Source organism: Clostridium sp. (genome assembly GCF_036781005.1).
Taxonomy (GTDB): domain Bacteria; phylum Bacillota; class Clostridia; order Clostridiales; family Clostridiaceae; genus Clostridium_B.
Map to the genome: position 1 here is coordinate 11,926 of NZ_DAIQBT010000006.1, position 22,245 is coordinate 34,170.

Here is a 22,245-nt window from a genome sequence, read left to right on the forward strand (position 1 = left end):
GAGTGGTTAAACATGGGTAAACTTTTTTTAGTGGCAACGCCTATAGGAAATTTGAAAGATATCACTTTAAGGGCTTTAGATACACTTAAAAAAGTGGATTTAATAGCCGCGGAAGATACTAGGCAGAGTTTAAAATTATTGAATTATTTTAATATAAAAAAACCGCTTATGAGTTATCATAAATATAATGAAAAGGATAAGAGCGAATTGTTAATAGAAAAACTAAAGGACGGAAAAAATATAGCATTAGTAAGTGATGCAGGCACTCCGGGAATATCAGATCCTGGAAGTATAATTGTGCGTAAATGTATAGAAGAAGGTATAGATTTTGAAGTATTGCCTGGCGCTACAGCTGTGACTACAGCTTTAGTGTATTCTGGTATGGATACTTCTCAGTTTGTATTTATAGGATTCTTACCTAGAGAGAACAAGGATAAGAGGGCTTTTTTACAGGGGATTAAAGATAGGAGTGAAACTCTTATAATATATGAATCTCCACATAGATTAATGAATACTTTAGAGATCTTGAAAGATGTTTTAGGTAACAGGAATATAGCTATATGTAGGGAGCTCACTAAAATTTATGAACAAATATTAAGATTTACTATAGAAGAATCCATAAAATATTATTTAGAAAGCAATATAAGGGGGGAATTTGTTCTTGTAATAGAAGGTAGGGATAAAAAAGAACTTTTAGAAGAACAAATGGAGATATGGATTAATTTATCTGTAGAGGATCATATAAGAATGTATATTGAAAAAGGGTTAAATAAAAAAGAAGCTGTAAAAAAAGTAGCTAGAGATAGAAATATTTCTAAATCCCAAATTTATAAATATTCTATTAATTTATAATAGCAAAATATAAAATTAAAATGAAATAATAAAAATAACAACTATATATAATATTATATCGTTAAAAAATACAGGTAAAAATAATTGATTTATCAATAAAAATTATAGATTTGCAGTAAAAATTTAATTTATATTAAGAAAATTTAATATAAGCGTTGAGAAGTATTACAATTTAATGATATAATGTACACATATTAAATTTAAAACTATACTTAATGTGAATTGAGTATGGTTTTAAGTTTTGTTTAAAGGAGACTCTAGATGTGTAATTTAGATTAAAGCATTACTCTTCTTATGTATATTAGGGGAGGGATTTGTTAAATATTTACAAGGAGGTATGAAATATTGAATAAAAGAACCTTATCTGTTGTAATTGCCTTAGCAATGTCATTATCAATAACTGGAAATGTACTAGCGGCACCTGGGACTTCAAGTTCACTAACCGAAATCAAGCAGGAAAAGCAACAGTTAGAAATTAAAGTTGAAAAATTAGATAATGAAATAGTACAAGTTATGCAGAAAGTTGATGCAAATAAAAAAGACATTGCTAAAGTATCGGATAATATAAAAGCAACTCAGGATAATATAAAAGCTACGGAAAAGAGCATAGAAAGCCAGCAGGATTTGTTTAACAAGAGAGTAAAAGTTATGTATATAAATGGCATGGATAGTTATCTTGGTGTTATACTTGATGCGGATAACTTGAATGATTTTATATCTAGGATAGATAATATAAAAAAGATAATGGGCTTTGATAAACAAGTTATAGGCACTTTAACGGATAAAAAGGAACAATTAGATAAGGACAAGCAAAAACTAGATAGTGAAAATAATAGACTTTTAGCATTAAAGACTGAAAATGAAGAAAAATTGGCCAAGCTTAATAGTGATAAAGAAACTCAAACTAATTTAATAGCGGATTTAAATAAAAAAGAAGAAGCACTTGAAGCTGTAGATACCAGTACCTCACAAGTAATAGCTGTAGCATCGAATAATGTACAGCAGATGAGAGACTCAGCTCCAAGAATTACAAATTCAGATGGAAGTTCTAGTATAAGTGTTTCAAGAGGAGGACAATCAGTATCTTCTAGTGATGTGGTTGCATATGCCTCTAACTTTTTAGGAGTTCCATATGTATGGGGAGGAACATCTCCTTCAGGTTTTGATTGTTCAGGTTTAGTTCAATATGTATATGCACATTTTGGAGTTAGCCTTCCAAGGGTAGCAGAAGATCAGCAAAATTCTGGTACGGCTGTATCCAGAAATGAACTTCAACCAGGAGATTTAGTATTTTTTGGTTATCCTGCACACCATGTTGGAATATATGTGGGTGATGGAGCATACCTTCATGCACCTAAAACAGGAGATGTAGTTAAGATATCATCTTTGGATGCCAGATCTGATTTTAGTGGGGGAAGACGAGTTAAATAACATAATAATATATACGGAATGAAAAAATATATATACATAGTTAGTGTTATTTTATCTAAATGTTATCATTCACTAAAGAAAAATAAAAAACTGACATCGAAATTTCGGTGTCAGTTTTTATATGTTACTATCTTCCTTCTTTTAATTCATTTAGACAGCTTTTACAAATGTTTTTGCCTCTATAGTTTACTACATCACGTGCATCTCCACAGAAAATACATGCAGGTTCATATTTCTTCAATATGATTTGTTCGCCGTCTACATATATTTCTAAGGCATCCTTTTCAGCGATGTCTAGAGTTCTTCTCAATTCTATAGGAATAACAATTCTTCCTAGCTCGTCTACTCTTCTTACAACACCTGTCGATTTCATTTGTTTTCCCCCTTTGATTCCATAATTCGACATAGATACAATTAAATAATAGCAAAAATTACATTAAAAGTCAACACATTTTCATAATATATTTACAAATTTCTTATCAAATTCCATCTAAAGTTAATATACTACCAGAATATACAAAAGTCAATAATAATTACAATTTTATAATGATTTGATCTTGCAATTAATAATAAAACGAAAGAAAAAATTAGATGATTCTTGAAATATATACAAGAAAAAAGTAATTAAGTGGATAATTTATATTATATGTCGAATTTTTAGGTGGGATATTATGGATATATTAATTTTAAAATAAAGAAATTTTATCTGTAGAAATTTAGTATTCTTGTATGATAAAATAAGTAGGGGAGTAGGTGATCAATTTGAACTATATAAGAAAATTTATTTATGATGTAAAGGATATAACTAATGAAATAAGAGGAGAATTATATTTAGTAGGAGGATATATAAGAAATAAACTGATGAATATAGCCTCCCAGCCTAAGGATGCAGATTTTGTGTTTAAAGGGGATATTCGCGAACTTATGATTAAACTCCAAGATAAAAATTATAAATTTTTTCCTATAAAAGAAAGTATATCTATATATAGATGTGTAAAAGGTAAAAGTAAAATAGATGTATCTCTTATGAAAGGAAATTCAATTGAGGAAGATTTAGAAAATAGAGATTTTACTATTAATGCTTTAGCCTTAAGACTTAGTGATAATAAAATAATAGATCTTTTTTATGGTAAAAAGGCTATTCAAAATAGGATACTAAAAAATGTTACTGATAGAAGCTTAGAGGAGGATCCCTGTAGAATACTGAGAGGTATTAGATTTTGTATAAGTTTAGGAATGCACTTTAATTTGGAAACTGAAAACAATATTATAAAATTCAAAGATAAAATAATGGATTTACCTAAAGAAAGAGTTTTCAATGAATTAATGCTTATAATAGAAAGTGATAAATATGGAAGAGCTTTTGAAATTCTTGACAATTATGGAATATTAAAAAATATAATTCCCTATATAGAAGAATCTAAAACTATAGGAAAATGTAAATATCATGTAGAAGATGTATTCACTCACTTGAATCTGACTTATGGAATATTTAAGGATATTTTAAATGGCAGCATAAATCTTAAAAATTTGGATATTAGTATATTAGATACTAAAATGGGAGAGTTTACATTAAAAGAATATGCAGCATTAGCGTGCTTCTTACACGATATAGGTAAATATGAAGTGTATAAAAAGGTAGGAGATAAAGTAAGTTTTCATAAACATGAAATAAAAGGAGCAGCTATATGTAGGGACTTTTGCAATGATATGAAATTATCTAAAAAAGCAGTAAAATATATAGAAAATATAGTAGAAGGTCATATGTATCCATTAAGTATATTTACCAACAAAACTGTGGATAGAAAAAAAGCTTTTTATAAGTTTTTTAGTAAATATGAAGGATATGTATTAGAAATAATTATTACTGCATTTTGTGACAATTGTGCTACTAAAATGTTATTGGAAATAAAAGATAAAAATTTAGGATTTAAAGAATTTATTGAAGATATGTTAAAAGAGTATAAATTATACTGCAGTATACGAGATAATAAAATCCTAAGTGGGGAAGAGGTTGTTGAAGTATTAGTTAAGTCAGGTCCACAGGTAAAAACTGCAATTGAAAATATTCATAGACTGAGATATTTAGGAGAAATAGTTACCAGGAAAGATGCCCTGGATTATTTAAAGTTACAAACGGTAAAAACATATAGTTAATCAAAAATTAAAATAATACTTAGTTGCAATTTAACCAAGTATTATTTTAATTTAACATGTTATGTATAAGTTATCCACAGAAATTGTTGATAACTTTATGTTTTCTGTGGACAAATATTTTGAATTGGCAATATTTATTCTTCTATGGATTGAAAAGTTGAAACTATAAAGTCAAATTCCTGGCTATTTGATATTTCACCATAATTATCCTCGGAAATTCCAGGATAATAATATAATATGAATTTTTCTTTTAAGGCAATATTTTCGATAATTATATATCTTTTATTTAATTTAACATCCTGAAGTGTTGCAAGTACAGTATAATTATTATTTTTACCAGTAGTATTGTTAATTAAGTCTACAGAGAATGCATCATATTTTGAAACGTTTATTCTTTGTCTATCACAATATACAATTTTAGAAGCGGATTTACAGCTAAGACAGCTGTCAAAATTACAGGGTGCCGTACAGTTTAAGCATTCACAAGTAGAACATTTTTCAAGTTGTAATAGAGCCTTATAATTATCGTTTTTATAGTCTTTTATTGGAGATATATAGTTAGTACTCTTTAATTTATTAAAAAAACTTGCATTTTTAAATTCTCTTTCTATTTGTTCAATTAAATCTATATATTTTTTTAAAACTGATACTTTAGCTACATATTTTCTTATGTTTAAAGTATCCTTGTCCAAAAATGGAGAAACAGAACTTATAGCATAATTTATATCTACAAATATTTTTCCATATTTATCTTTCTCTGTTTGTATAAACTGATCTGTCTTTGCCATAGTATCACCTAATTTTGTTTGTATTTTTTTAATTCTTCATCTAGATTGACCTGATCCAATTTTTCAAACTCTTTTTCCAGAGAGTCTTCCTGTCTTAGATCTCCTAGTCCTTCAGCCAAGGCTTCCTTTTTTTGAATTTTTCTTTCAATGTCATCCATGTTTATTTTGTTACCGCCTGTTTCCACGTTTGCCAGTATTTCATTTACTTTTTTAGATGCTTCTGCATTATTAAATCTTGCGGCAGCCTCATCTCTATATGATCTGGTTTTTCTAATTTCTTCTTCTAATTCTTTTAATTTAGCTTTTATTGCCTCTGCTTTTTGTATAGCATCATTATAGCTTGATTCCAAGGAAGCGTAAGTTTTGTCAGCTTCTAATTTCCTCTCTAAAGCCTTTTTAGCTAATTCCTCATTATTTTTACTTAAGGCCAGTTTAACTTTTTCGTCAAATTCTGAAGATATCCTCTTTGAATTCTCCATTTTCTTTTTAATTTCATGTACATTACCTAATATTTGGGCCGAAGACAATTTAGCTTTATTTAAGCTGTCCTCCATATCTCTCAGCTTTTGGTCAAGCAATTCAATAGGATTTTCTATCCCATCTAAGGTGTCATTTACCTTTGCCCTAAAAATATTAGATATTCTTTTTAATACTCCCATAAAAATCCTCCTAAATTTATTTTTTATTTTTTATATATTTCTTTATCATTTTTATAATAAATATTAATATGATAACAAATATTATAAGTTTCACAAAACCCCAGAAAAAACCTAATAAATTACTGCTTCCATTACCTGCATAGTGGTTATTTCCCCAGAATATGGGGATGGGTATAGGTAAAATAGAGCGTTTTTTTTCATTGTTGTAGCTTTTATTAGATTGTGAGTTGTTATTAGCAGATGATGTAGCAGAACTATCATTAGACTTAGATGAAGAAAAACTACCAGATTTAAAATCCCCACCAGTACTACTTTTGGAACTAGAACTATCTGTGTTTTTGGAACTATTGGTATTAGAGCTATTATTGGATTTAGGTGAAGAAAAACTGCCGGATTTAAAATCTCCACCACTACTACTTTTAGAACTAGAATTAGTGGTAGTTTTAGTAGTAGTTTTGGAACTAGTACTGCTATTAGATTTTGATGGAGAAAAACTATTGGATTTAAAGCTACTTCCAGAAGATTTTGAGGTACTTCTAGTTGAGGAAGAACTTCTGGATTTTGAACCCCCGGATCTTGAACTCTTAGCATGTATGCTGTTAGAATCCGTGTTTGTACTTAAATTGATTGATTGTGGAGTAACAACATATACCCATAAAAATAAAAAAGTGAGTGACAGGGATATGATAAAACATTTTTTATTTAACTTAATTTTACACACCTCCCTCTTTAGAAGTATTTAGTAGTTGTGATTGCCACATAGATACCTAAAGTAATATAATATGTTTTCTATTATAATAGTAACATATTATATTTATCACTGTACACAAATTATTATACAGTATATAATAATATATAACAAGTATATAATTAACCTATTTAAAGTATATTAATACCATATATCTATGATATTCTAATAAAATCTCATATTTTTGTAGAATGTTTCATTTGTAAACAATAAACATATACAATATAATATAGGTATAATTTAAAGTTTTAAATTTTTTGTAGAAATACATTGGTTTGGAGGATGTTAATGTTGAATGAACATAATTTTGAAATAGGATATATAAATAAGATCGCTAAGAATATATCAGATAATAATATAGTACCTTATGAAGACTTACCAAGATATGATTTGTTTTTATCTCAGGTAACGGATTATTTAAATGATAAATTTAAAGGAGAAAAATATACTAATAATATAGTGCAAAATTATATAAAAAATGAAGTTATATCTAAGCCGGAAGATGGCAAAAAAAGAGGTTATACCAAAGTTCATTTAGTTCAACTGATTTTATTAAGTTATATGAGACCTATATTAACTACTGAAGAAATAAAAAAAGTATTTAGATTAGCCTTCAATGAGATAAATGATCGAGAAGATGATATAATATCATGGGAAAATGCTTATAAGATATTTTCTGACTTGCAGCAGGATAGCTTTGAAAGTTTAATAGAAAAAGAATATTTTAATGAGGATAAATTTCAAAATATAGTAAAAGATATGAATTTAAAGATTCACGAAGAAGAAAAAATAATGGTTTTTTTTATGGTTATGTCTTTGATTTGTCAGGCAAGTGCAATTAAAAAGTTAGTTCAAAATATAGTAAATAATTATGAAGAAAAGTAAGGCTGTTAAAAACTTCCTTAGGGTTTTTATTAAGATATATAATGAGGAAGTTTATTAACAACATATAATTTGTAATAAGTTAACAGCCTTTAGTTTGGTTTAAATTATTATATAAGAGGCATATACTCTGAGTAGCTATTCCCTCTTTTTTACCTGTAAATCCTAGACCTTCTTCGGTGGTAGCTTTTATGCTTATTAAAGATGTATCTACTTTCAAGATTTTAGCTATATTTATTCTCATGTCAGGTATATAAGGAGATAATTTGGGTTCTTCAGCTATTATAGTGGAATCTATATTGCCTATACAATATCTTTTGCTGTTTATTAGAGTTGATACATTATGTAATAATTTAAGGCTAGATATATTTTTGTATTTTATATCGCTTGGAGGAAAATGTTTTCCTATATCTCCTAAAGATAAGGCCCCTAACAAAGCATCCATTATTGCGTGAACAAGCACATCTGCATCAGAATGTCCAACCAATCCCTTATTAAAAGGAATGGTCACACCACCTAATATAAGAGGCCTGTTATAATCTAATCTATGTACGTCATAACCAAGTCCTACTCTCATAGTAAATCTTCCCCTTCTTAGTGTATTTAAAATGCTGCATTGTTAGCATTCTAAGATTAATATAAAGTTAGATATAAGCACTGGTGTATCTGTATAAGGTGTTTTAATTCAGATATAGAGAAATTTTTTACGGAACTTTATCTGAATCATTTCATATATGAAATAAAAAAGGTGCATCATTAGGCACCTAGGATATATAACGAGAATATGGAATTATTTTGTTATTTTCTTTTTTAGCCTTTTTAGAACCAAAAATACCTATGAAAAATTTTTTTAGTGAGAAAAATGATATCTTCTTTTCAGTTCTTTTATTTTTTGAAAAATCTACTTTGGTAACGTTATTTTTCATAAATAACCCCACCTTTCATAAAATATTTACTTAATTTAAATAATAGCATAAATTCAAACAAATGTTAATAAAATTATAAGAAATATAAAAATTATTTTAGTGAAAAATTAAAGTATATGTCATTAAAGTAAAAAATTAAGAGGACAATTAATCCTCTTAATTTTTTGAGATAAAAAGGTATATTTTTTGTACGAGGAAATGTTAGTTTTAATATATGAGCTTTGTAACTGTGTGGGTATTAATAGTATATGGTAATAGAGACAATTTAGTTACTATTATTTTAAATAAATACAGATAATATTTATTTTTAAATTTAAATATCAAAGTTATTCTTACATTTAGATATATATGTATGTTGAATATGGTTAATTAAATTTAGACAAATTAATAATTTTTTAGTATAATTTACATTAAATAAAGATTTTATAGTATAGGTGTATATATATAAAAAATTTTCAAAATTATGATATTCATATGGTAAGTATTTTTTTAACGACGTAAAAGTATTATTAGATAGGATAATGTTGGCATGAAAATAAGAAGTTGTCCACAGGTGGCTGTGGATAATGTGTATAATTCGTAAAATATTAAGTATATTTTAACATGGAAGTGTGAAAATGGAAAATAATATAAAAAAAATTTTAATTAAATTAATGATAATATTATTTGTTTTATCTGGAATATTTGTGATTTATAAAACCAGGTTTTTATTTATAGATGGGAAAAAAAAAAGTAATGTAACTGAAAAATTAAATTCTAATCAAATTGAAAGTAATAAGAAGAATCAATATACTAATAAATCTGCAGATAAAGGTAATGACTCTACAAAAAGTAATTTAATATACAACTCACAATCTATACCTGTATTATATTATCATTCTATAGCTTATGAAGAAGGAAATGAACTTAGAATTCCAAAAGAAAAATTTAGGCAGCAAATGCAATACTTAAAAGATAATGGATATACCACACTTAGTTTGGATGAGTTTTATAATTTTTTAACAGAAAATACTCCAATACCAAATAAGTCTGTAATTATAACTTTTGACGATGGTTATAGAGATAATTATGAAAATGCTTTTCCCATATTAAAAGAATTTGGTTATAAAGCTGCTGTATTTGTAATTACAAGTGCTATAGATAAAGAAAAAGAGTTTTTAACTTCTGATGAATTAAAAGAGATGTCTAATTCTAATATAGATATTGAAAGTCATACTCTAAATCACGATAATTTAAGCAGTCTGGATTATGATGCTCAAATAAATACTCTTAAAGACTCCAAAGAATTCCTTGAAGAGATTCTACAGAAGGAAGTAAAATATATTGCATACCCCTATGGAAAATGGAACGATGATACTTTAAAAGCGGCGAAATCAGCAGGATACAATATGGCTTTTACTACTGTAGGAGGATGGTCCAATAAAAATCAGGGAATATATACTCTAAATAGAGTTTATGTCAGTAATAATCATAATATGGATGAATTTAAAAGAAGGCTGACAAATAGTCAGTATGAAGTTTCAAATTAAATAAAATTTATTATAATCATATTTTTAGGGGGGATAATTTTGAATAAGAGGCTAAAGGTATCTATTTTGATGATATTATTTTTTATGACATTTTTTCAATTTAAAGCATATGCAAGTTCTTCTCTGACAGAACCTAGGGTGAACATTAATACTAATAAAGAATGGACTGTTAAATTTAATATTGAATTAAAGACAACTACTGTAAATAATACTAACATAAAGGTTATGGATAAAAACAATATGGAGGTACCGGTGGTGATAAACCAGGGAAGTGATTTAAGTACCATAATAATAAATCCTAAGGTATCGGGATATAATCCTGGTGAAACGTATAACATAATTATAGGAACTGGACTTGAATCAATTTCAGGTAAGAACTTATCTAGTCCGATAAGCCTTCAATTTACAACAATAAATGAATATTCAGATGGCACAAGTTATTCAGAACTTCCCAAAATAACTTCCAGTAAATTTGAATATACACCTTTATTATCATCTCAATATCAAGGGTTTTTGGTAAGTTCTGATACAGCAGATGTTGAATATAGGGTTTTTGTAAATAAACAGTCGGGAGAAGGTGGAGTATATACAGAACTTACTAAAGGATATACCACTGCGCCAGAGGGGAAAGTAACAGCAACAAGTACATTGGATTCAGGAACTAATGGAGAGAAGTATAAGGTAATTATATATGTAAAAAGACAAGGAGTAACAGGAGCACATAAGGATGTGAATACAGATTATGATAATTATGTAGTAAATTACTTTAGATGCATAAATAGTGTTAATAATGATAATAATGAATATGTAGAATACGATGTTACTTTGGATGATATGGTAGAAAAACAGTTTAATTCATATAGTAGACCAGTTTTTGTAGAAACTAATGTAATGGATAATGCTGCAACTAAAAATCAAATAGGGTATTATGTCAATCCAGATAATTTTTTAGATGGCTATGGAAAATACCAGTTTTTAAAACTTACATATTCTGAGGGAATTAAAGTAGAGAATTTAAATAATTATTTGGAAGACAAAGGAATTTTCGAGGGAATGGGACAAGCGTTTTTAAATGCAGCTAAAGACAATAATATAAGTGTGGCTTATTTGGTATCGCATGCAATGCTTGAGACGGGGAATGGGACCTCAAAATTGGCTACGGGAGGAGCTGTTGATGGTAGCGGTAGTTATATATACGGAGAGCCAGTATATAATTTTTTTGGTATAGGAGCTACTGATGATAATCCACTAATCAATGGTACCAAAACGGCATATGATAATGGATGGGTTACTCCAGAAGAAGCCATTTCAGGAGGAACAGCTTGGATAGCTTCTAAATATATAAATAACCCTGAAAGAAATCAGGATACCCTCTATAAGATGAGATGGAATCCTGCGAATCCAGGGGAACATCAATATGCTACAGATATAGCTTGGGCATATAAGCAAATTCCAAATATAATAAATGGAATAAAAGAGATATCTTCAAAGTCTAATACTGAATTGAAATTTGAAATACCTAAATTAAAATAAAATTTTAGTGAAATAAAAAAACACTATGAGATAAATTAAGTTTCATAGTGTTTTTTTATTTATTCTAAAACTAAAGTTTTTAATTTAACATAGCTTTTATGTTCATAGGAAGAGTTTCTTTTAAAAAGGGTGCACAAAATTGAAAGATCTTTTCATAACCGCAGTTGGAGCATACACATTGACATATATCATAAGGAATATTATCAATCAAAATCTCATTTGAATATTTTACTATGTAATTTCCACCACATATTTTACAAGGAGTATAATTTATAATTGAATATTCACTTTCTATATATTTCATTATATCTTTAAATATCATTTTTTACCTCCCATTAAGTGATTCTTATAAAAACATCATATGAAAAATACTAACATTATTAAAAAATATTTTCAATATAAATTTTATATATTTTAAATAGGAATTTTATATGTAACAATCATCATATATTAATTATGTAGAAGTAAAATAATTTTTATAACAATTTTTAAAGATAGAAAGTGAGTTAATTATGATCAATATTATATGGTTTTTTATTTTGGCTTTTGGAATAATATTTGGGATTGTCTGCGGTAGAGGCGGGGAAATATCTAAGTCTATTATAGCTTCTTCAGATTCAACCGTAAAGCTTATAATAAATCTTGTGGGAATAATGTGTCTTTGGTGTGGGATAATGAAAATAGCAGAAAAAAGTGGGATTACATATAAAATAGCCAAGCTTATGAAGCCAATATTAAAACTATTGTTTAAAAAAGCTGCTAAAGATGAAAAAGCTATGGGTGCAATAGTTATGAATATTACAGCTAACATGATGGGGCTGTCAAATGCAGCTACTCCTTTTGGCATAAAAGCAATGAAGGAATTGAGCCGTTTAAATAATAAAAAAGAAGAAGCTAGTGATGATATGGTACTTTTTTTGGTATTAAATGCAGCATGTATACAATTTTTACCTACTACAGTCATTTCTATCAGGGCTGCCATGGGTTCAAAGAACCCTGCAGAAACAATAATACCAGCTGTAATTACCACTACTATAGCGGCGATAGTGGGAGTAATGTGCTGTAAAATAATGGATAAATATTTCTGATAAATAAGATAAGTAAAAGGAGGAAAATTTTGAACTACATAATAAAGAGTATAATTCCTATAATTATAGTCTCTATAATTACTTATGGTATAGTAAAAAAGGTTAAGGTATATGATTGCTTTGTGGAAGGAGCTAAAGAGGGTATTTTTATATGTGTAAAAATATTTCCATATCTGCTTGCAATGCTTATAGCTGTGGGAGTATTTAGGGAATCTAAAGCTTTAGATTATTTTATAGGATTTATAAAACCAATAGTAAATTTTATAGGTATTCCAGCAGAAGTTGTACCTCTTGTATTCATAAAACCTTTATCTGGAAGTGGTGCTCTTGGGGTATTTAGTGAAATATTAAGTAATTTTGGAACAGATAGTTACATAGGCAGGGTAGCCTCTGTAATTATGGGCTCCACAGAAACTATATTTTATACATTGACGGTTTATTTCGGGGCAGTGGGAATAAAAAAAATAAGACATGCTCTTTGGGCGGCTATAATGGCAGATCTGGTATCAGTGATAGCAGCGGTAGCAGTAGTTAAAATTATGTTTTAATCAGATTTTGTATAAAAATAATGTATTTATTTTAAGCTTTTAGTTGTATAATATAACTTATAATGGTACTTTGAGGTGAGATTAGAGTTGTTGAAGTGGAGAGAGTTATATGAAGAATGTATAAATTGTAATAAATGTGGTTTAGGCGATGGCAGAATAAATATGGTTTTTGGAGATGGAAATCCTAAAGCAGGTTTGGTATTCATAGGAGAAGCCCCTGGAGCAGATGAGGATAGAGTTGGGGTACCTTTTGTGGGAAAAGCAGGGAAGCTTTTAACTAAAGCGCTTGAAGCATTGAATTTGTATAGAAAAAAAGATTATTATATATGTAATGTTTGTAAATGCAGACCTAAAAACAATAGAACTCCTCATGAAGATGAAGAAAAGGAATGTCTTCCTTACCTGAGAAATCAGATAGCACTTATAAAACCTAATATAATAGTTTGTCTTGGAGCTACTGCAATGAGTTGTATATTAGGAAAAGATTGGAGAATTACTAGGGATAGAGGAAAATGGGTTGAAAGAAAAGGATTTTATATAACCGCTACTTTTCATCCTTCTGCCATATTGAGGGATGAGAATAAAAAACCTTTATTTTGGCAAGACTTAAAAGATATAAAAAGAAAATATGAAGAAATTTTTCAGATGAAAAATATTGACATATAAAAGTATATGACATATTATAGTGTTAAATACCATGAAGGAAAGAGTAGTAAATTGATTTTGTGCAAAGAGAGTCGATAAGTTGGTGAAAATCGAAAACAAAATGATTTATGAATATGGCTCTGGAGTATACCATTTGAAGTAGTAGAATTAATAATTAGGATGGTACGGCAGCAACCGTTATATTGAAAAGTAATGTTAGTTACTTATAGATGTCTTTATTGTGAGATAAAGATGAAATAGAGTGGTAAAGCGTAGTTTACGCCTCTATATGAAAGATATTTTCATATAGAGGTTTTTTATTTTTATATAAAAAGGAGAGATATAAACATGACTAAAGGAACATATTACATTACTACCCCCATTTATTATCCATCGGCAAATCTTCATATAGGAAATACATATACTACTGTTGCAGCAGATGCTCTTGCTAGATTTAAAAGAATTACAGGCTATGATGTAATGTTTTTAACAGGTACAGATGAACATGGACAAAAGATTCAAAGATTGGCAGAGGCTAAAGGAGTTACTCCTAAAGAGTATGTAGATGAAATAGTAGCAGGAATTAAAGATTTATGGGAAATAATGAATATAAGTTATGATAAATTTATAAGAACCACAGAAAAATATCATATAGAAGCAGTTCAGAAAATATTTAAGAAACTATATGATAAAGGTGATATATATAAAGGAAATTATGAAGGATGGTATTGTACTCCCTGTGAATCTTTTTGGACTGAAACTCAATTAGTAGACGGGAAATGTCCTGATTGTGGCAGAACAGTGGAAAAAGCTAAAGAGGAAGCTTACTTTTTTAAAATGTCAAAGTATGCACCTGCCCTTATAAAACATATTGAAACTCATCCAGATTTTATACAACCGGAGTCTAGAAAAAATGAAATGTTAAATAATTTTTTAAAACCAGGCCTTCAGGATCTTTGTGTGTCTAGAACTTCTTTTGATTGGGGAATACCTGTAACTTTTGATGACAAGCATGTAATATATGTATGGATAGATGCCTTGGCAAATTATATAACAGCATTAGGATATGGCAGTGAAAATGATAATTTATATAAAAAATACTGGCCGGCAAATGTACATTTGGTAGGTAAAGATATATTGAGATTTCATACAATTTATTGGCCTATAACGCTTATGGCTTTAGGAGAAGAAGTTCCACAGAAAATATTTGGACACGGTTGGCTTCTAGTAGACGGAGGAAAAATGTCAAAATCTAAGGGAAATGTGGTAGATCCTGTAGTTTTAGTAAATCATTTTGGTGCAGATGCGGTTAGATATTATTTGCTTAGAGAGATTCCTTTTGGTGCCGATGGATTGTTTAATAATGAAATATTTATAAAGAAGATTAATTCGGATTTAGCTAATGATTTAGGAAATTTATTATCGAGAACTTGTACCATGATAGAAAAATATTTTCAGGGTATTATGCCGTCACCAAAAGAAAAAGAAGCTATAGATGATGAACTTATAGGTTTAGCTTTAGATACGCCTGCAAAAATGGAAAAACATATGAATCATTTAAGAATACCAGAGGCCTTAGATAACATATGGGAACTTGTATCAAGAACTAATAAATATATAGATGAAACTACTCCATGGATATTAGCTAAGGATAAAGATAAAAAGAATAGATTGGGAACAGTACTTTATAATTTATCGGAATCATTGAGAATAATATCTGTATGTCTTTGGGCATTTCTCCCTGACACCAGTGAAAAAATATATAAGCAGCTTAATGTAGAGGTTACATCTTGGGACAGCATAGCTTCTTTTGATGGAACTTGTTCAGGAACTAAAATAAATAAGGGAGATATATTATTTCCTAGAATAGATGTGGATAAAAAGATAGAAGAGTTAAATAGGTTAAAAGAGGAAAAGAGTGCTCTGCAGGATACTAAAATAAAACCCATAAAAGAAGAAATAACTATAGATGATTTTGAAAAATTAGATCTTAGAGTAGCAAAAGTGTTGGAGTGCGAATCTATAAAAGGTTCTAAAAAACTGCTTAAACTCAAGCTTCAATTAGGACAGGAAAAAAGGCAGGTAGTGTCGGGTATATCTAAATATTATAAGCCAGAAGAACTTTTAGGGAAATACGTGGTAGTTGTAGCAAATTTAAAGCCAGTAAAATTAAAAGGAGAGCTTTCAGAAGGAATGATATTGTGTGCAGCTTCAGAAGATGAGGATCAGTTATTTACAGTATCTATTCCAGGGGAACTTCCTACTGGAAGCATAGTAAAATAATATGTAGTTATAATGAGTTTATGATGAAAATATAGTATTTTTAAATGCGATTAAAGATTCTTAGGTTTAGATGTTGGAGCCTCTCCTTCATCTAGATCTGGGAGGAATTTGATTTTAAAAAAGCTAAGGAGGCAGTATGAAGTTGAATATATTTGATGCGCATGCACATTATGATGATGAACAATTTGATAGCGATAGGAATATACTGATAAATGAATTAAAAAAAAATAATATAATTGGAGTGTTAAATTGTGGCTCTTCTATAGAAGGTGCCAGAACTTCTGTTAAATTAGCAGAGGAACATGATATATTTTATGCAGCGGTGGGTATACATCCAGAATTTGCAGATGAATTTGATGATAGCATAGAAAATGAGTTGAAAATTATGTCTCAAAACAAAAAAGTAAAGGCTATTGGAGAAATAGGTCTTGATTATTATTATAGGGAAAATCCACCTAGGCAAGTACAAAAATCTGTATTTATAAGACAAATGGAGCTAGCAAAGGAACTAAATCTTCCTGTAATTATACATGATAGAGAAGCACATAAAGATGTTTTAGATATAATAAAACAATTCAGAGGTGTTGTTGGAGAAATACACTGCTTTTCAGGAAGTGTAGAATTTGCAAAGGAATGTATAAAGCTTGGCTATTATATAGGTTTTACTGGAGTAGTGACTTTTAAAAATGCAAAAAAATCACTAGATGTAGTAAGAGAAATACCTATGGATAGAATTTTGGTGGAAACTGATTGTCCATATATGGCTCCGGTACCTTTTAGGGGAAAAAGGAATAGATCAGAATATGTGAAGTTTATTATATCAAAAATAGCTGAGATAAGAGGAATTACAGAAGAAGAAGTAAGCAAGGCAACAATTGCCAATACTAAACATCTTCTTAATCTAACATAATATTTATAAATATGAATATACTATAATTATATCCATTGGTTACCTAATGAGCAATTTAAAATATATTTTTAGAATAATATGTAATAAGATCACAATAGTACCACCTTGAAATAACATAAATTGTAATTTTGAAATGTAATTTGGTTTTGTATTTAAGCATAAATTATCTATTTATCTAAAATTTAGGTATAAATTTATATTTTATTAACTAATAACACTGGTATCATAAATAAATATTTTTTATTTATAATTTATGCACAAAGCTGCATTTAGAATATTTTACAATTTATCCTGGGCTGTATTTGACATAAATTTAAGATCCGTTTATAATGAGGTATGTCGCGCTTGCCCAGAGGAGGTATTTTTATGGTGGAAAGGTTTAAAACTTACTTAAAGAAATATTTTTCCGATGGTCCTAAGATAGAATCTATTATAGTTATAAGTTTAACAATAATTTTAGTAGTTATAAGTTTAACAATATTTAGCATGATAAAAACTATAACTATTTCAGTAGATGGCAGTGACAAAAAAGTTGTTACTTTTAGTGGTACTTACAAAGATGTTTTGGAAAATAATGGAATTAAATTAGGATCAAAGGATAAAGTAAAGCCTAGTCTAGACAGTAGAGTGAAAGATAAAAGTAAATTGTTAATTACAAGAGCAGTATTAGTTAAAGTAAAAGTAGATGGAAGAAAGTTAGATATAAAATCTGCTGAACATAATGTAGAAGATATGTTACGAGCAGAAAAAATTAAACTTTCAAATCTTGATAAAGTATATCCATCTAGAAACTATGCAATTAAAAAAGGATTAGAAGTAACAGTGACTAGGGTAAAAACTAAAGACATAGAAGAGATTACAAATATAGACTATAATATAGTTATAAAAAATGATAGTGAAGTTGAAAGTGGGAAAAAAAAGGTTTTACAAGAGGGGCAAAATGGAGAGAAGCAGACCATTACCAGAATAATATATGAAGATGGTAAGGAAGTCTCCAGAAAGGTTATAAGTGAAATTGTAAAGAAAGAACCAGTACAGCAAGTAGTAGCAGTAGGAGCATTAAATGGTAATCATACTTTTTCTAGAGGAGGGAACTTTAGTTATGCTAAATCTTTGCATATGAAGGCAACCGCATATACTGCAGATTATGAAAGTACAGGCAAGGGACCTGGGCATCCAGACTTTGGCATAACGGCTACAGGAACTGTAGCCAGAAGAAGTAGTGGAAGTTATAGTTCTGTGGCAGTGGATCCTAGAGTTATACCACTTGGCACCAAGCTTTATATAGAGGGATATGGATATGCCATAGCTGAAGATACAGGTGGTGCTATTAAAGGTGATAGGGTAGATTTATTTTTTGATTCTGCTTCTGAAGCGAATGACTGGGGTGTGCAATGGATTAATGTTTATGTTATGGATTAGGGGCATGTGCTCCTATTTTTTCTTTTTATCAGATGATTTTTAGGCTCAGGCAGAGTTTGCTTATAACTCATATTCCGCTGAATGCATGAAAATATAAATTATTTTATAGTTGTATGCAGTTTTTACCTTTATGTGGTATTAACTTGCGAATATTTATCTATATTTTTAGATTAATCCATTAATAATTAACGAATTCTTAAGTCTAAAATTTAAATATCGTAAATATGAAAATCATTGTGCGGAATATGAGTTATAAGGAATACGTATCGTAATCTGAACTATTCTTAGTGTCTTTAACACTTAGAATACGTTTATCCTTTAGGGGAAGAATTTACTAAGGAGTGTAGAAGTGTTTATTCCCCCACTTTGAAGAAGATGGGGGTGTTAACAATGGTAGTTTTCGAATAAAAAACTATATGATAGTGGGGGGACATATGATTAAAGAAGTAATAGTTGTTGAGGGAAAAGATGATATATCTGCAGTTAAAAGAGCTGTAGATGCAGAATTAATAGCTGTAGGCGGTTTTGGAATAAATAACAAAGTTATTGATAAGATAAAAGAAGCTCAAAATAGACAAGGTGTAATAGTTATGACAGATCCTGATTTTGCAGGGGAAAAAATAAGAAAAATTATATCTAAAAGAGTTAAGGGAATAAAGCATGCCTATATATCTCAAAAAGATGGGATAAAAAACGGAAATATTGGTATTGAAAATGCATCACCTGATACCATAATTACTGCCCTAAAAAATGCTAAATGTGAATTAAAAGAAGAAAGAAAAGAATTCAAGATGGAAGATATGGTGTTTTTTCAACTTACAGGAAATATAAAATCTAGGGTAAAAAGAGATATGCTCGGGAGAGAATTAGGCATAGGATATTGTAATGCATCTCAATTTCTAAAGAGATTGAATAATTATGGAATAGTAAGGGATGAGTTTAAAAAAGCTATGGATAAAGTAAGTAATCTAATGAAGGGGAGAGAAGATGAATAATTTATCTACTAAGGAAATAGTGGAAAAATACAATTTTAGGTTTTCAAAAAATTTGGGACAAAATTTTTTAATAGACAATTCAGTGTTGGAGGACATATTAGAAGGTACAGATATAAATAAAGATGATTTTGTTATAGAAGTGGGGCCAGGAGTTGGAACATTAACAAAAGAACTTTTAAAAAGAGCTAAAAAAGTTTGTGCTATAGAACTGGATTCGGATTTAATTACTATATTACAGGAAGAGTTAAAGGGTTATTCTAACTTTGAATTAATACATAAAGATGTACTAAAAACAGATTTTGATAAAATAATAAAAGATGAATCAAGTGTTAAAATTGTAGCTAATTTACCATATTATATTACTACTCCCATTATTTCTAAGATTTTAAATAATAAATATAATTTTAAAGTTTTGACTATAATGATTCAAAAAGAGGTAGGTGAGAGAATAGCATCAGAACCTAATTGTAAGCAGTATGGAGCTATTTCTTTGTTGGTTCAATATTATTGTGATGTAGAAGTAATTAGAAAAGTCAGTCCTTATGCCTTTATTCCGTCACCTAAAGTTGATTCTATAGTTATAAAGTTAACTAAATTGAAGAATCCTAGAGTTAAGGTTAAAAGTGAAGATTTATTTTTTAAGGTAATAAGATGTTCTTTCAATATGAGGAGAAAGACTTTGTGGAATTCCTTAAAATCACTGAAACTATCAAGGCAGTATATGGAAAAATCCTTTGATAAAGCTGGAATAGATCCGAAAAGAAGAGGAGAAACTCTTTCTATAGAAGAGTTTGGCATATTATCAGATTGTATATATGAATTAACAAGTGGCTTATAATATGTTTTCTAATTGAGGATAAAACTATTTGTTCACTTTTTGAGAGTTATCTCATATATTATAATGAAGATAATATATGGAGGTATAGAAGTTGGCACAAAAAAAGAGTTATAGTAGATACTTTATAATATTACAAGAAGATGAAAAAGGATACTCTTTAGCTTCTGACAAGATTGCTTCAGGATATGCAAAATTGGAAACGAAAAATGACAAATGCAAAATATCTTATTACGTACAAAATTTAAAAAAAGAGAAAACTCCTTATTATATGATGCTAATATGCAATAAAAAAGGTATAAAAAATATAATTAAAATTGGTGAAATGAACATAGATGATTATGGAAGAGCAGATACATTTTATGAATATGACATAAATGATATAGCAGGAAGTGGAATATCTATGGATAAGGTGTCGGGAGCTGCTATAGTTAGAATGTTAGATAACAATATAATACCTGTAATGAGTGGATTCTCAAGTACTGAAATACCAAATTGGAGATCTTTTGAGTTAATAGAAGATAAAGAGAATGAAACAGAGAATTATGTGGAACAAGATGAAAATAAAATAAGTGAAGATGAAATAGACAAAAATGAAGTGGTAGAAAAATCTGCGGAAAATAATGAAAAAAGTATATTTGATAAGTATGAAGAGAGCATAGAAAGAGCTAAAAGTGATAGAGAAAAAGATGAAATTGAAAAGGATAATGAAGAAGACAAGCAGCTTTTAGAAGAAGTTGAAAACAATCAGGAGAAGGAAGATAACCAAAAAAGTAAGCAGGCCTTTGCAGAAGAAGAAGAACCCATATCAGAGGATGGATTTGAATCAAAAATAAGAGAGGATCTTAAAGATGAAAATACAGTCTTAAAACAGGAACCACAAGAAGACTCTCTATGTGTAGAAAATTCTGTAGAAAATTATTGTGATGGGCTAAAATCAAGTGATAATAAATGTGAAGACAGGTGCATGAAAAGAGGGTATACAAGAAACTCACAGGGGAATTTTTTCAATAAGCTTGTACATGGATTTAAAGAAATAAAGAATTTAAATAAAGAATTAAAAAGGTGTAAGTGGTACAAAGTACCTGTAAATTCTATAGAAGACATGTATAATATGGACGATTACAATAGATATGCTTTAGTTTACTATCCTATGATAGGATATTATCCTTATGTAAAGAAACACTTCCACTATTTAACGGGATATAAACTTGATAATAATAATAGAGTAAAATATTTGATATATGGTATACCAGGAACTAATAGTAAGAAAGATCAGCCCTATGGAGGAAAATCAGGATTTGTTACATGGATACCTAAAGACGGTAAGGATAAAATGGGATACTGGTTAATGTTCTATGATTTTAAAACAAACACCATAGTCATACCAGTAAAAAAGTGAAATTATGGCACCAATTATTAAATCAATAGTAATAAATAAGAGAAAACTTGGAGTTACAATAATTATAATAGGTCTTATGATAATCCTATTAGGTCTTGAAAAAAATTTCGATATGAAATTAAAGTTTACAGCTCTTATGCAAAATAATATAAAATATTTAACTCAGTATGAAGGAATGGAAAGTAAATTAAAGTATAAACTGCCTTCTAAGTGGTCTTCTAAAAGTCAAGATATATGTGGAAATGAGATATTATACCATAGTGATTTTAAAAGTGAGGATAACAAAATAAGAGGATTTGTTGAGGTATGGAATTTAAATGGAAGTTTAAAATCATTTTTAGAAAACAGTAAAGTTATATCTCAAAAACAGAATTTATATAAAAATTATCGTATAAATGAAATTGAAATTAATGGAAATGATGGGTGCTTAATTGAATATACCATTACAAAGGAAGTGGGAGATAGTTATAAAGGTATAGAATATTTTTTGAAAAAGGGAACTCAATTTTGTAGATTTTCTTTTTTTGTAAATGAGTCGGATTTTAAAGAAAATATGCCAACTATATTTGAGACTATTGTTAAAACACTAGAATATAAATAATAGAGGTACGT

At 28.7% G+C, this 22,245-nt stretch carries 23 protein-coding genes and 1 other annotated feature; of the genes, 17 read left to right on the top strand and 6 right to left on the bottom strand.

Annotation, left to right across the window (positions count from 1 at the left end):
• The first annotated feature begins 12 nt into the window (after window positions 1–12).
• The gene (gene rsmI / locus V7Q02_RS03535; protein ID WP_333859593.1) at window positions 13–852 is read left to right on the top strand and encodes a 16S rRNA (cytidine(1402)-2'-O)-methyltransferase; all 840 of its coding nucleotides are present in this window, start codon (window positions 13–15) and stop codon (window positions 850–852) included.
• A 345-nt stretch (window positions 853–1,197) separates the two neighbouring features.
• Complete coding sequence (locus V7Q02_RS03540; RefSeq protein ID WP_333859594.1) at window positions 1,198–2,283, top strand: C40 family peptidase; 1,086 nt, start codon at window positions 1,198–1,200, stop codon at window positions 2,281–2,283.
• Window positions 2,284–2,410: 127 nt separating this feature from the next.
• Here V7Q02_RS03540 and V7Q02_RS03545 read toward each other — a convergent pair whose 3' ends face one another.
• Window positions 2,411–2,656 carry an AbrB/MazE/SpoVT family DNA-binding domain-containing protein gene (locus V7Q02_RS03545; protein ID WP_012104103.1) on the bottom strand — a complete coding sequence of 82 codons (246 nt, stop codon included), beginning with the start codon at window positions 2,654–2,656 and terminating at the stop codon, window positions 2,411–2,413.
• Between the two features lie 380 nt (window positions 2,657–3,036).
• Here V7Q02_RS03545 and V7Q02_RS03550 point away from each other — a divergent pair, with 380 nt between their 5' ends.
• Complete coding sequence (locus V7Q02_RS03550; protein WP_333859595.1) at window positions 3,037–4,440, top strand: HD domain-containing protein; 1,404 nt, start codon at window positions 3,037–3,039, stop codon at window positions 4,438–4,440.
• 134 nt (window positions 4,441–4,574) lie between these two features.
• Here V7Q02_RS03550 and V7Q02_RS03555 read toward each other — a convergent pair whose 3' ends face one another.
• Both V7Q02_RS03555 and V7Q02_RS03560 read right to left on the bottom strand, forming a co-directional pair.
• Window positions 4,575–5,228: a DUF1292 domain-containing protein gene (locus V7Q02_RS03555; RefSeq protein ID WP_333859597.1), complete on the bottom strand. Its 654-nt coding sequence runs from the start codon at window positions 5,226–5,228 to the stop codon at window positions 4,575–4,577.
• A gap of 8 nt (window positions 5,229–5,236) precedes the next feature.
• On the bottom strand, window positions 5,237–5,887 hold the full coding sequence (locus V7Q02_RS03560; protein ID WP_333859599.1) for a PspA/IM30 family protein: 651 nt from the start codon (window positions 5,885–5,887) through the stop codon (window positions 5,237–5,239).
• Between the two features lie 227 nt (window positions 5,888–6,114).
• On the opposite strand from V7Q02_RS03560, the gene V7Q02_RS03565 reads away from it, so the two are divergent.
• Complete coding sequence (locus V7Q02_RS03565) at window positions 6,115–6,630, top strand: hypothetical protein (protein WP_333859600.1); 516 nt, start codon at window positions 6,115–6,117, stop codon at window positions 6,628–6,630.
• Window positions 6,631–6,923: 293 nt separating this feature from the next.
• Entirely contained in the window at window positions 6,924–7,520 is a 597-nt protein-coding gene (locus V7Q02_RS03570; protein ID WP_333859601.1) for a DUF1836 domain-containing protein, read from the top strand.
• 79 nt (window positions 7,521–7,599) lie between these two features.
• On the opposite strand, the gene ispF is transcribed toward V7Q02_RS03570, so the two are convergent.
• Both ispF and V7Q02_RS03580 read right to left on the bottom strand, forming a co-directional pair.
• Window positions 7,600–8,094: a 2-C-methyl-D-erythritol 2,4-cyclodiphosphate synthase gene (ispF, locus tag V7Q02_RS03575; protein WP_333859602.1), complete on the bottom strand. Its 495-nt coding sequence runs from the start codon at window positions 8,092–8,094 to the stop codon at window positions 7,600–7,602.
• A 187-nt stretch (window positions 8,095–8,281) separates the two neighbouring features.
• Entirely contained in the window at window positions 8,282–8,443 is a 162-nt protein-coding gene (locus V7Q02_RS03580) for a hypothetical protein (RefSeq protein WP_333859603.1), read from the bottom strand.
• 653 nt (window positions 8,444–9,096) lie between these two features.
• Here V7Q02_RS03580 and V7Q02_RS03585 point away from each other — a divergent pair.
• Window positions 9,097–9,972 (top strand): polysaccharide deacetylase family protein, encoded by an 876-nt coding sequence (locus tag V7Q02_RS03585; RefSeq protein ID WP_373844394.1) that lies wholly within the window; start codon window positions 9,097–9,099, stop codon window positions 9,970–9,972.
• A 39-nt stretch (window positions 9,973–10,011) separates the two neighbouring features.
• Window positions 10,012–11,505, top strand: coding sequence for an N-acetylglucosaminidase (locus V7Q02_RS03590; RefSeq protein ID WP_333859605.1), 1,494 nt, complete (start codon window positions 10,012–10,014; stop codon window positions 11,503–11,505).
• A gap of 79 nt (window positions 11,506–11,584) precedes the next feature.
• On the opposite strand, the gene V7Q02_RS03595 is transcribed toward V7Q02_RS03590, so the two are convergent.
• Complete coding sequence (locus tag V7Q02_RS03595) at window positions 11,585–11,827, bottom strand: metal-binding protein (RefSeq protein WP_333859606.1); 243 nt, start codon at window positions 11,825–11,827, stop codon at window positions 11,585–11,587.
• Between the two features lie 190 nt (window positions 11,828–12,017).
• On the opposite strand from V7Q02_RS03595, the gene V7Q02_RS03600 reads away from it, so the two are divergent.
• From V7Q02_RS03600 to V7Q02_RS03645, 10 genes are all read left to right on the top strand, one after another.
• Window positions 12,018–12,593 (top strand): nucleoside recognition domain-containing protein, encoded by a 576-nt coding sequence (locus V7Q02_RS03600; RefSeq protein WP_333859607.1) that lies wholly within the window; start codon window positions 12,018–12,020, stop codon window positions 12,591–12,593.
• Window positions 12,594–12,622: 29 nt separating this feature from the next.
• Window positions 12,623–13,141: a spore maturation protein gene (locus V7Q02_RS03605; protein ID WP_333859608.1), complete on the top strand. Its 519-nt coding sequence runs from the start codon at window positions 12,623–12,625 to the stop codon at window positions 13,139–13,141.
• Window positions 13,142–13,228: 87 nt separating this feature from the next.
• Entirely contained in the window at window positions 13,229–13,807 is a 579-nt protein-coding gene (locus tag V7Q02_RS03610; protein ID WP_333859609.1) for a uracil-DNA glycosylase, read from the top strand.
• 22 nt (window positions 13,808–13,829) lie between these two features.
• Window positions 13,830–14,076, top strand: a binding site (T-box leader).
• 37 nt (window positions 14,077–14,113) lie between these two features.
• Window positions 14,114–16,069 (top strand): methionine--tRNA ligase, encoded by a 1,956-nt coding sequence (gene metG / locus V7Q02_RS03615; RefSeq protein WP_333859703.1) that lies wholly within the window; start codon window positions 14,114–14,116, stop codon window positions 16,067–16,069.
• Window positions 16,070–16,205: 136 nt separating this feature from the next.
• Entirely contained in the window at window positions 16,206–16,979 is a 774-nt protein-coding gene (locus V7Q02_RS03620) for a TatD family hydrolase (protein WP_333859610.1), read from the top strand.
• A 366-nt stretch (window positions 16,980–17,345) separates the two neighbouring features.
• On the top strand, window positions 17,346–18,401 hold the full coding sequence (locus V7Q02_RS03625; protein ID WP_333859611.1) for a ubiquitin-like domain-containing protein: 1,056 nt from the start codon (window positions 17,346–17,348) through the stop codon (window positions 18,399–18,401).
• Between the two features lie 434 nt (window positions 18,402–18,835).
• A complete protein-coding gene (gene rnmV, locus V7Q02_RS03630) occupies window positions 18,836–19,396 on the top strand; it encodes a ribonuclease M5 (RefSeq protein WP_333859612.1) in 561 nt (186 codons plus the stop codon).
• The gene (gene rsmA, locus V7Q02_RS03635) at window positions 19,389–20,234 is read left to right on the top strand and encodes a 16S rRNA (adenine(1518)-N(6)/adenine(1519)-N(6))-dimethyltransferase RsmA (protein ID WP_333859613.1); all 846 of its coding nucleotides are present in this window, start codon (window positions 19,389–19,391) and stop codon (window positions 20,232–20,234) included. Before rnmV ends, rsmA begins: the two co-directional genes overlap by 8 nt.
• 91 nt (window positions 20,235–20,325) lie before the next feature.
• Window positions 20,326–21,633, top strand: a complete 1,308-nt coding sequence (locus V7Q02_RS03640; protein ID WP_333859614.1) for a DUF7922 domain-containing protein — start codon at window positions 20,326–20,328, stop codon at window positions 21,631–21,633.
• Window positions 21,634–21,637: 4 nt separating this feature from the next.
• The gene (locus tag V7Q02_RS03645) at window positions 21,638–22,234 is read left to right on the top strand and encodes a hypothetical protein (protein WP_333859616.1); all 597 of its coding nucleotides are present in this window, start codon (window positions 21,638–21,640) and stop codon (window positions 22,232–22,234) included.
• The last annotated feature ends 11 nt before the right edge of the window (window positions 22,235–22,245 follow it).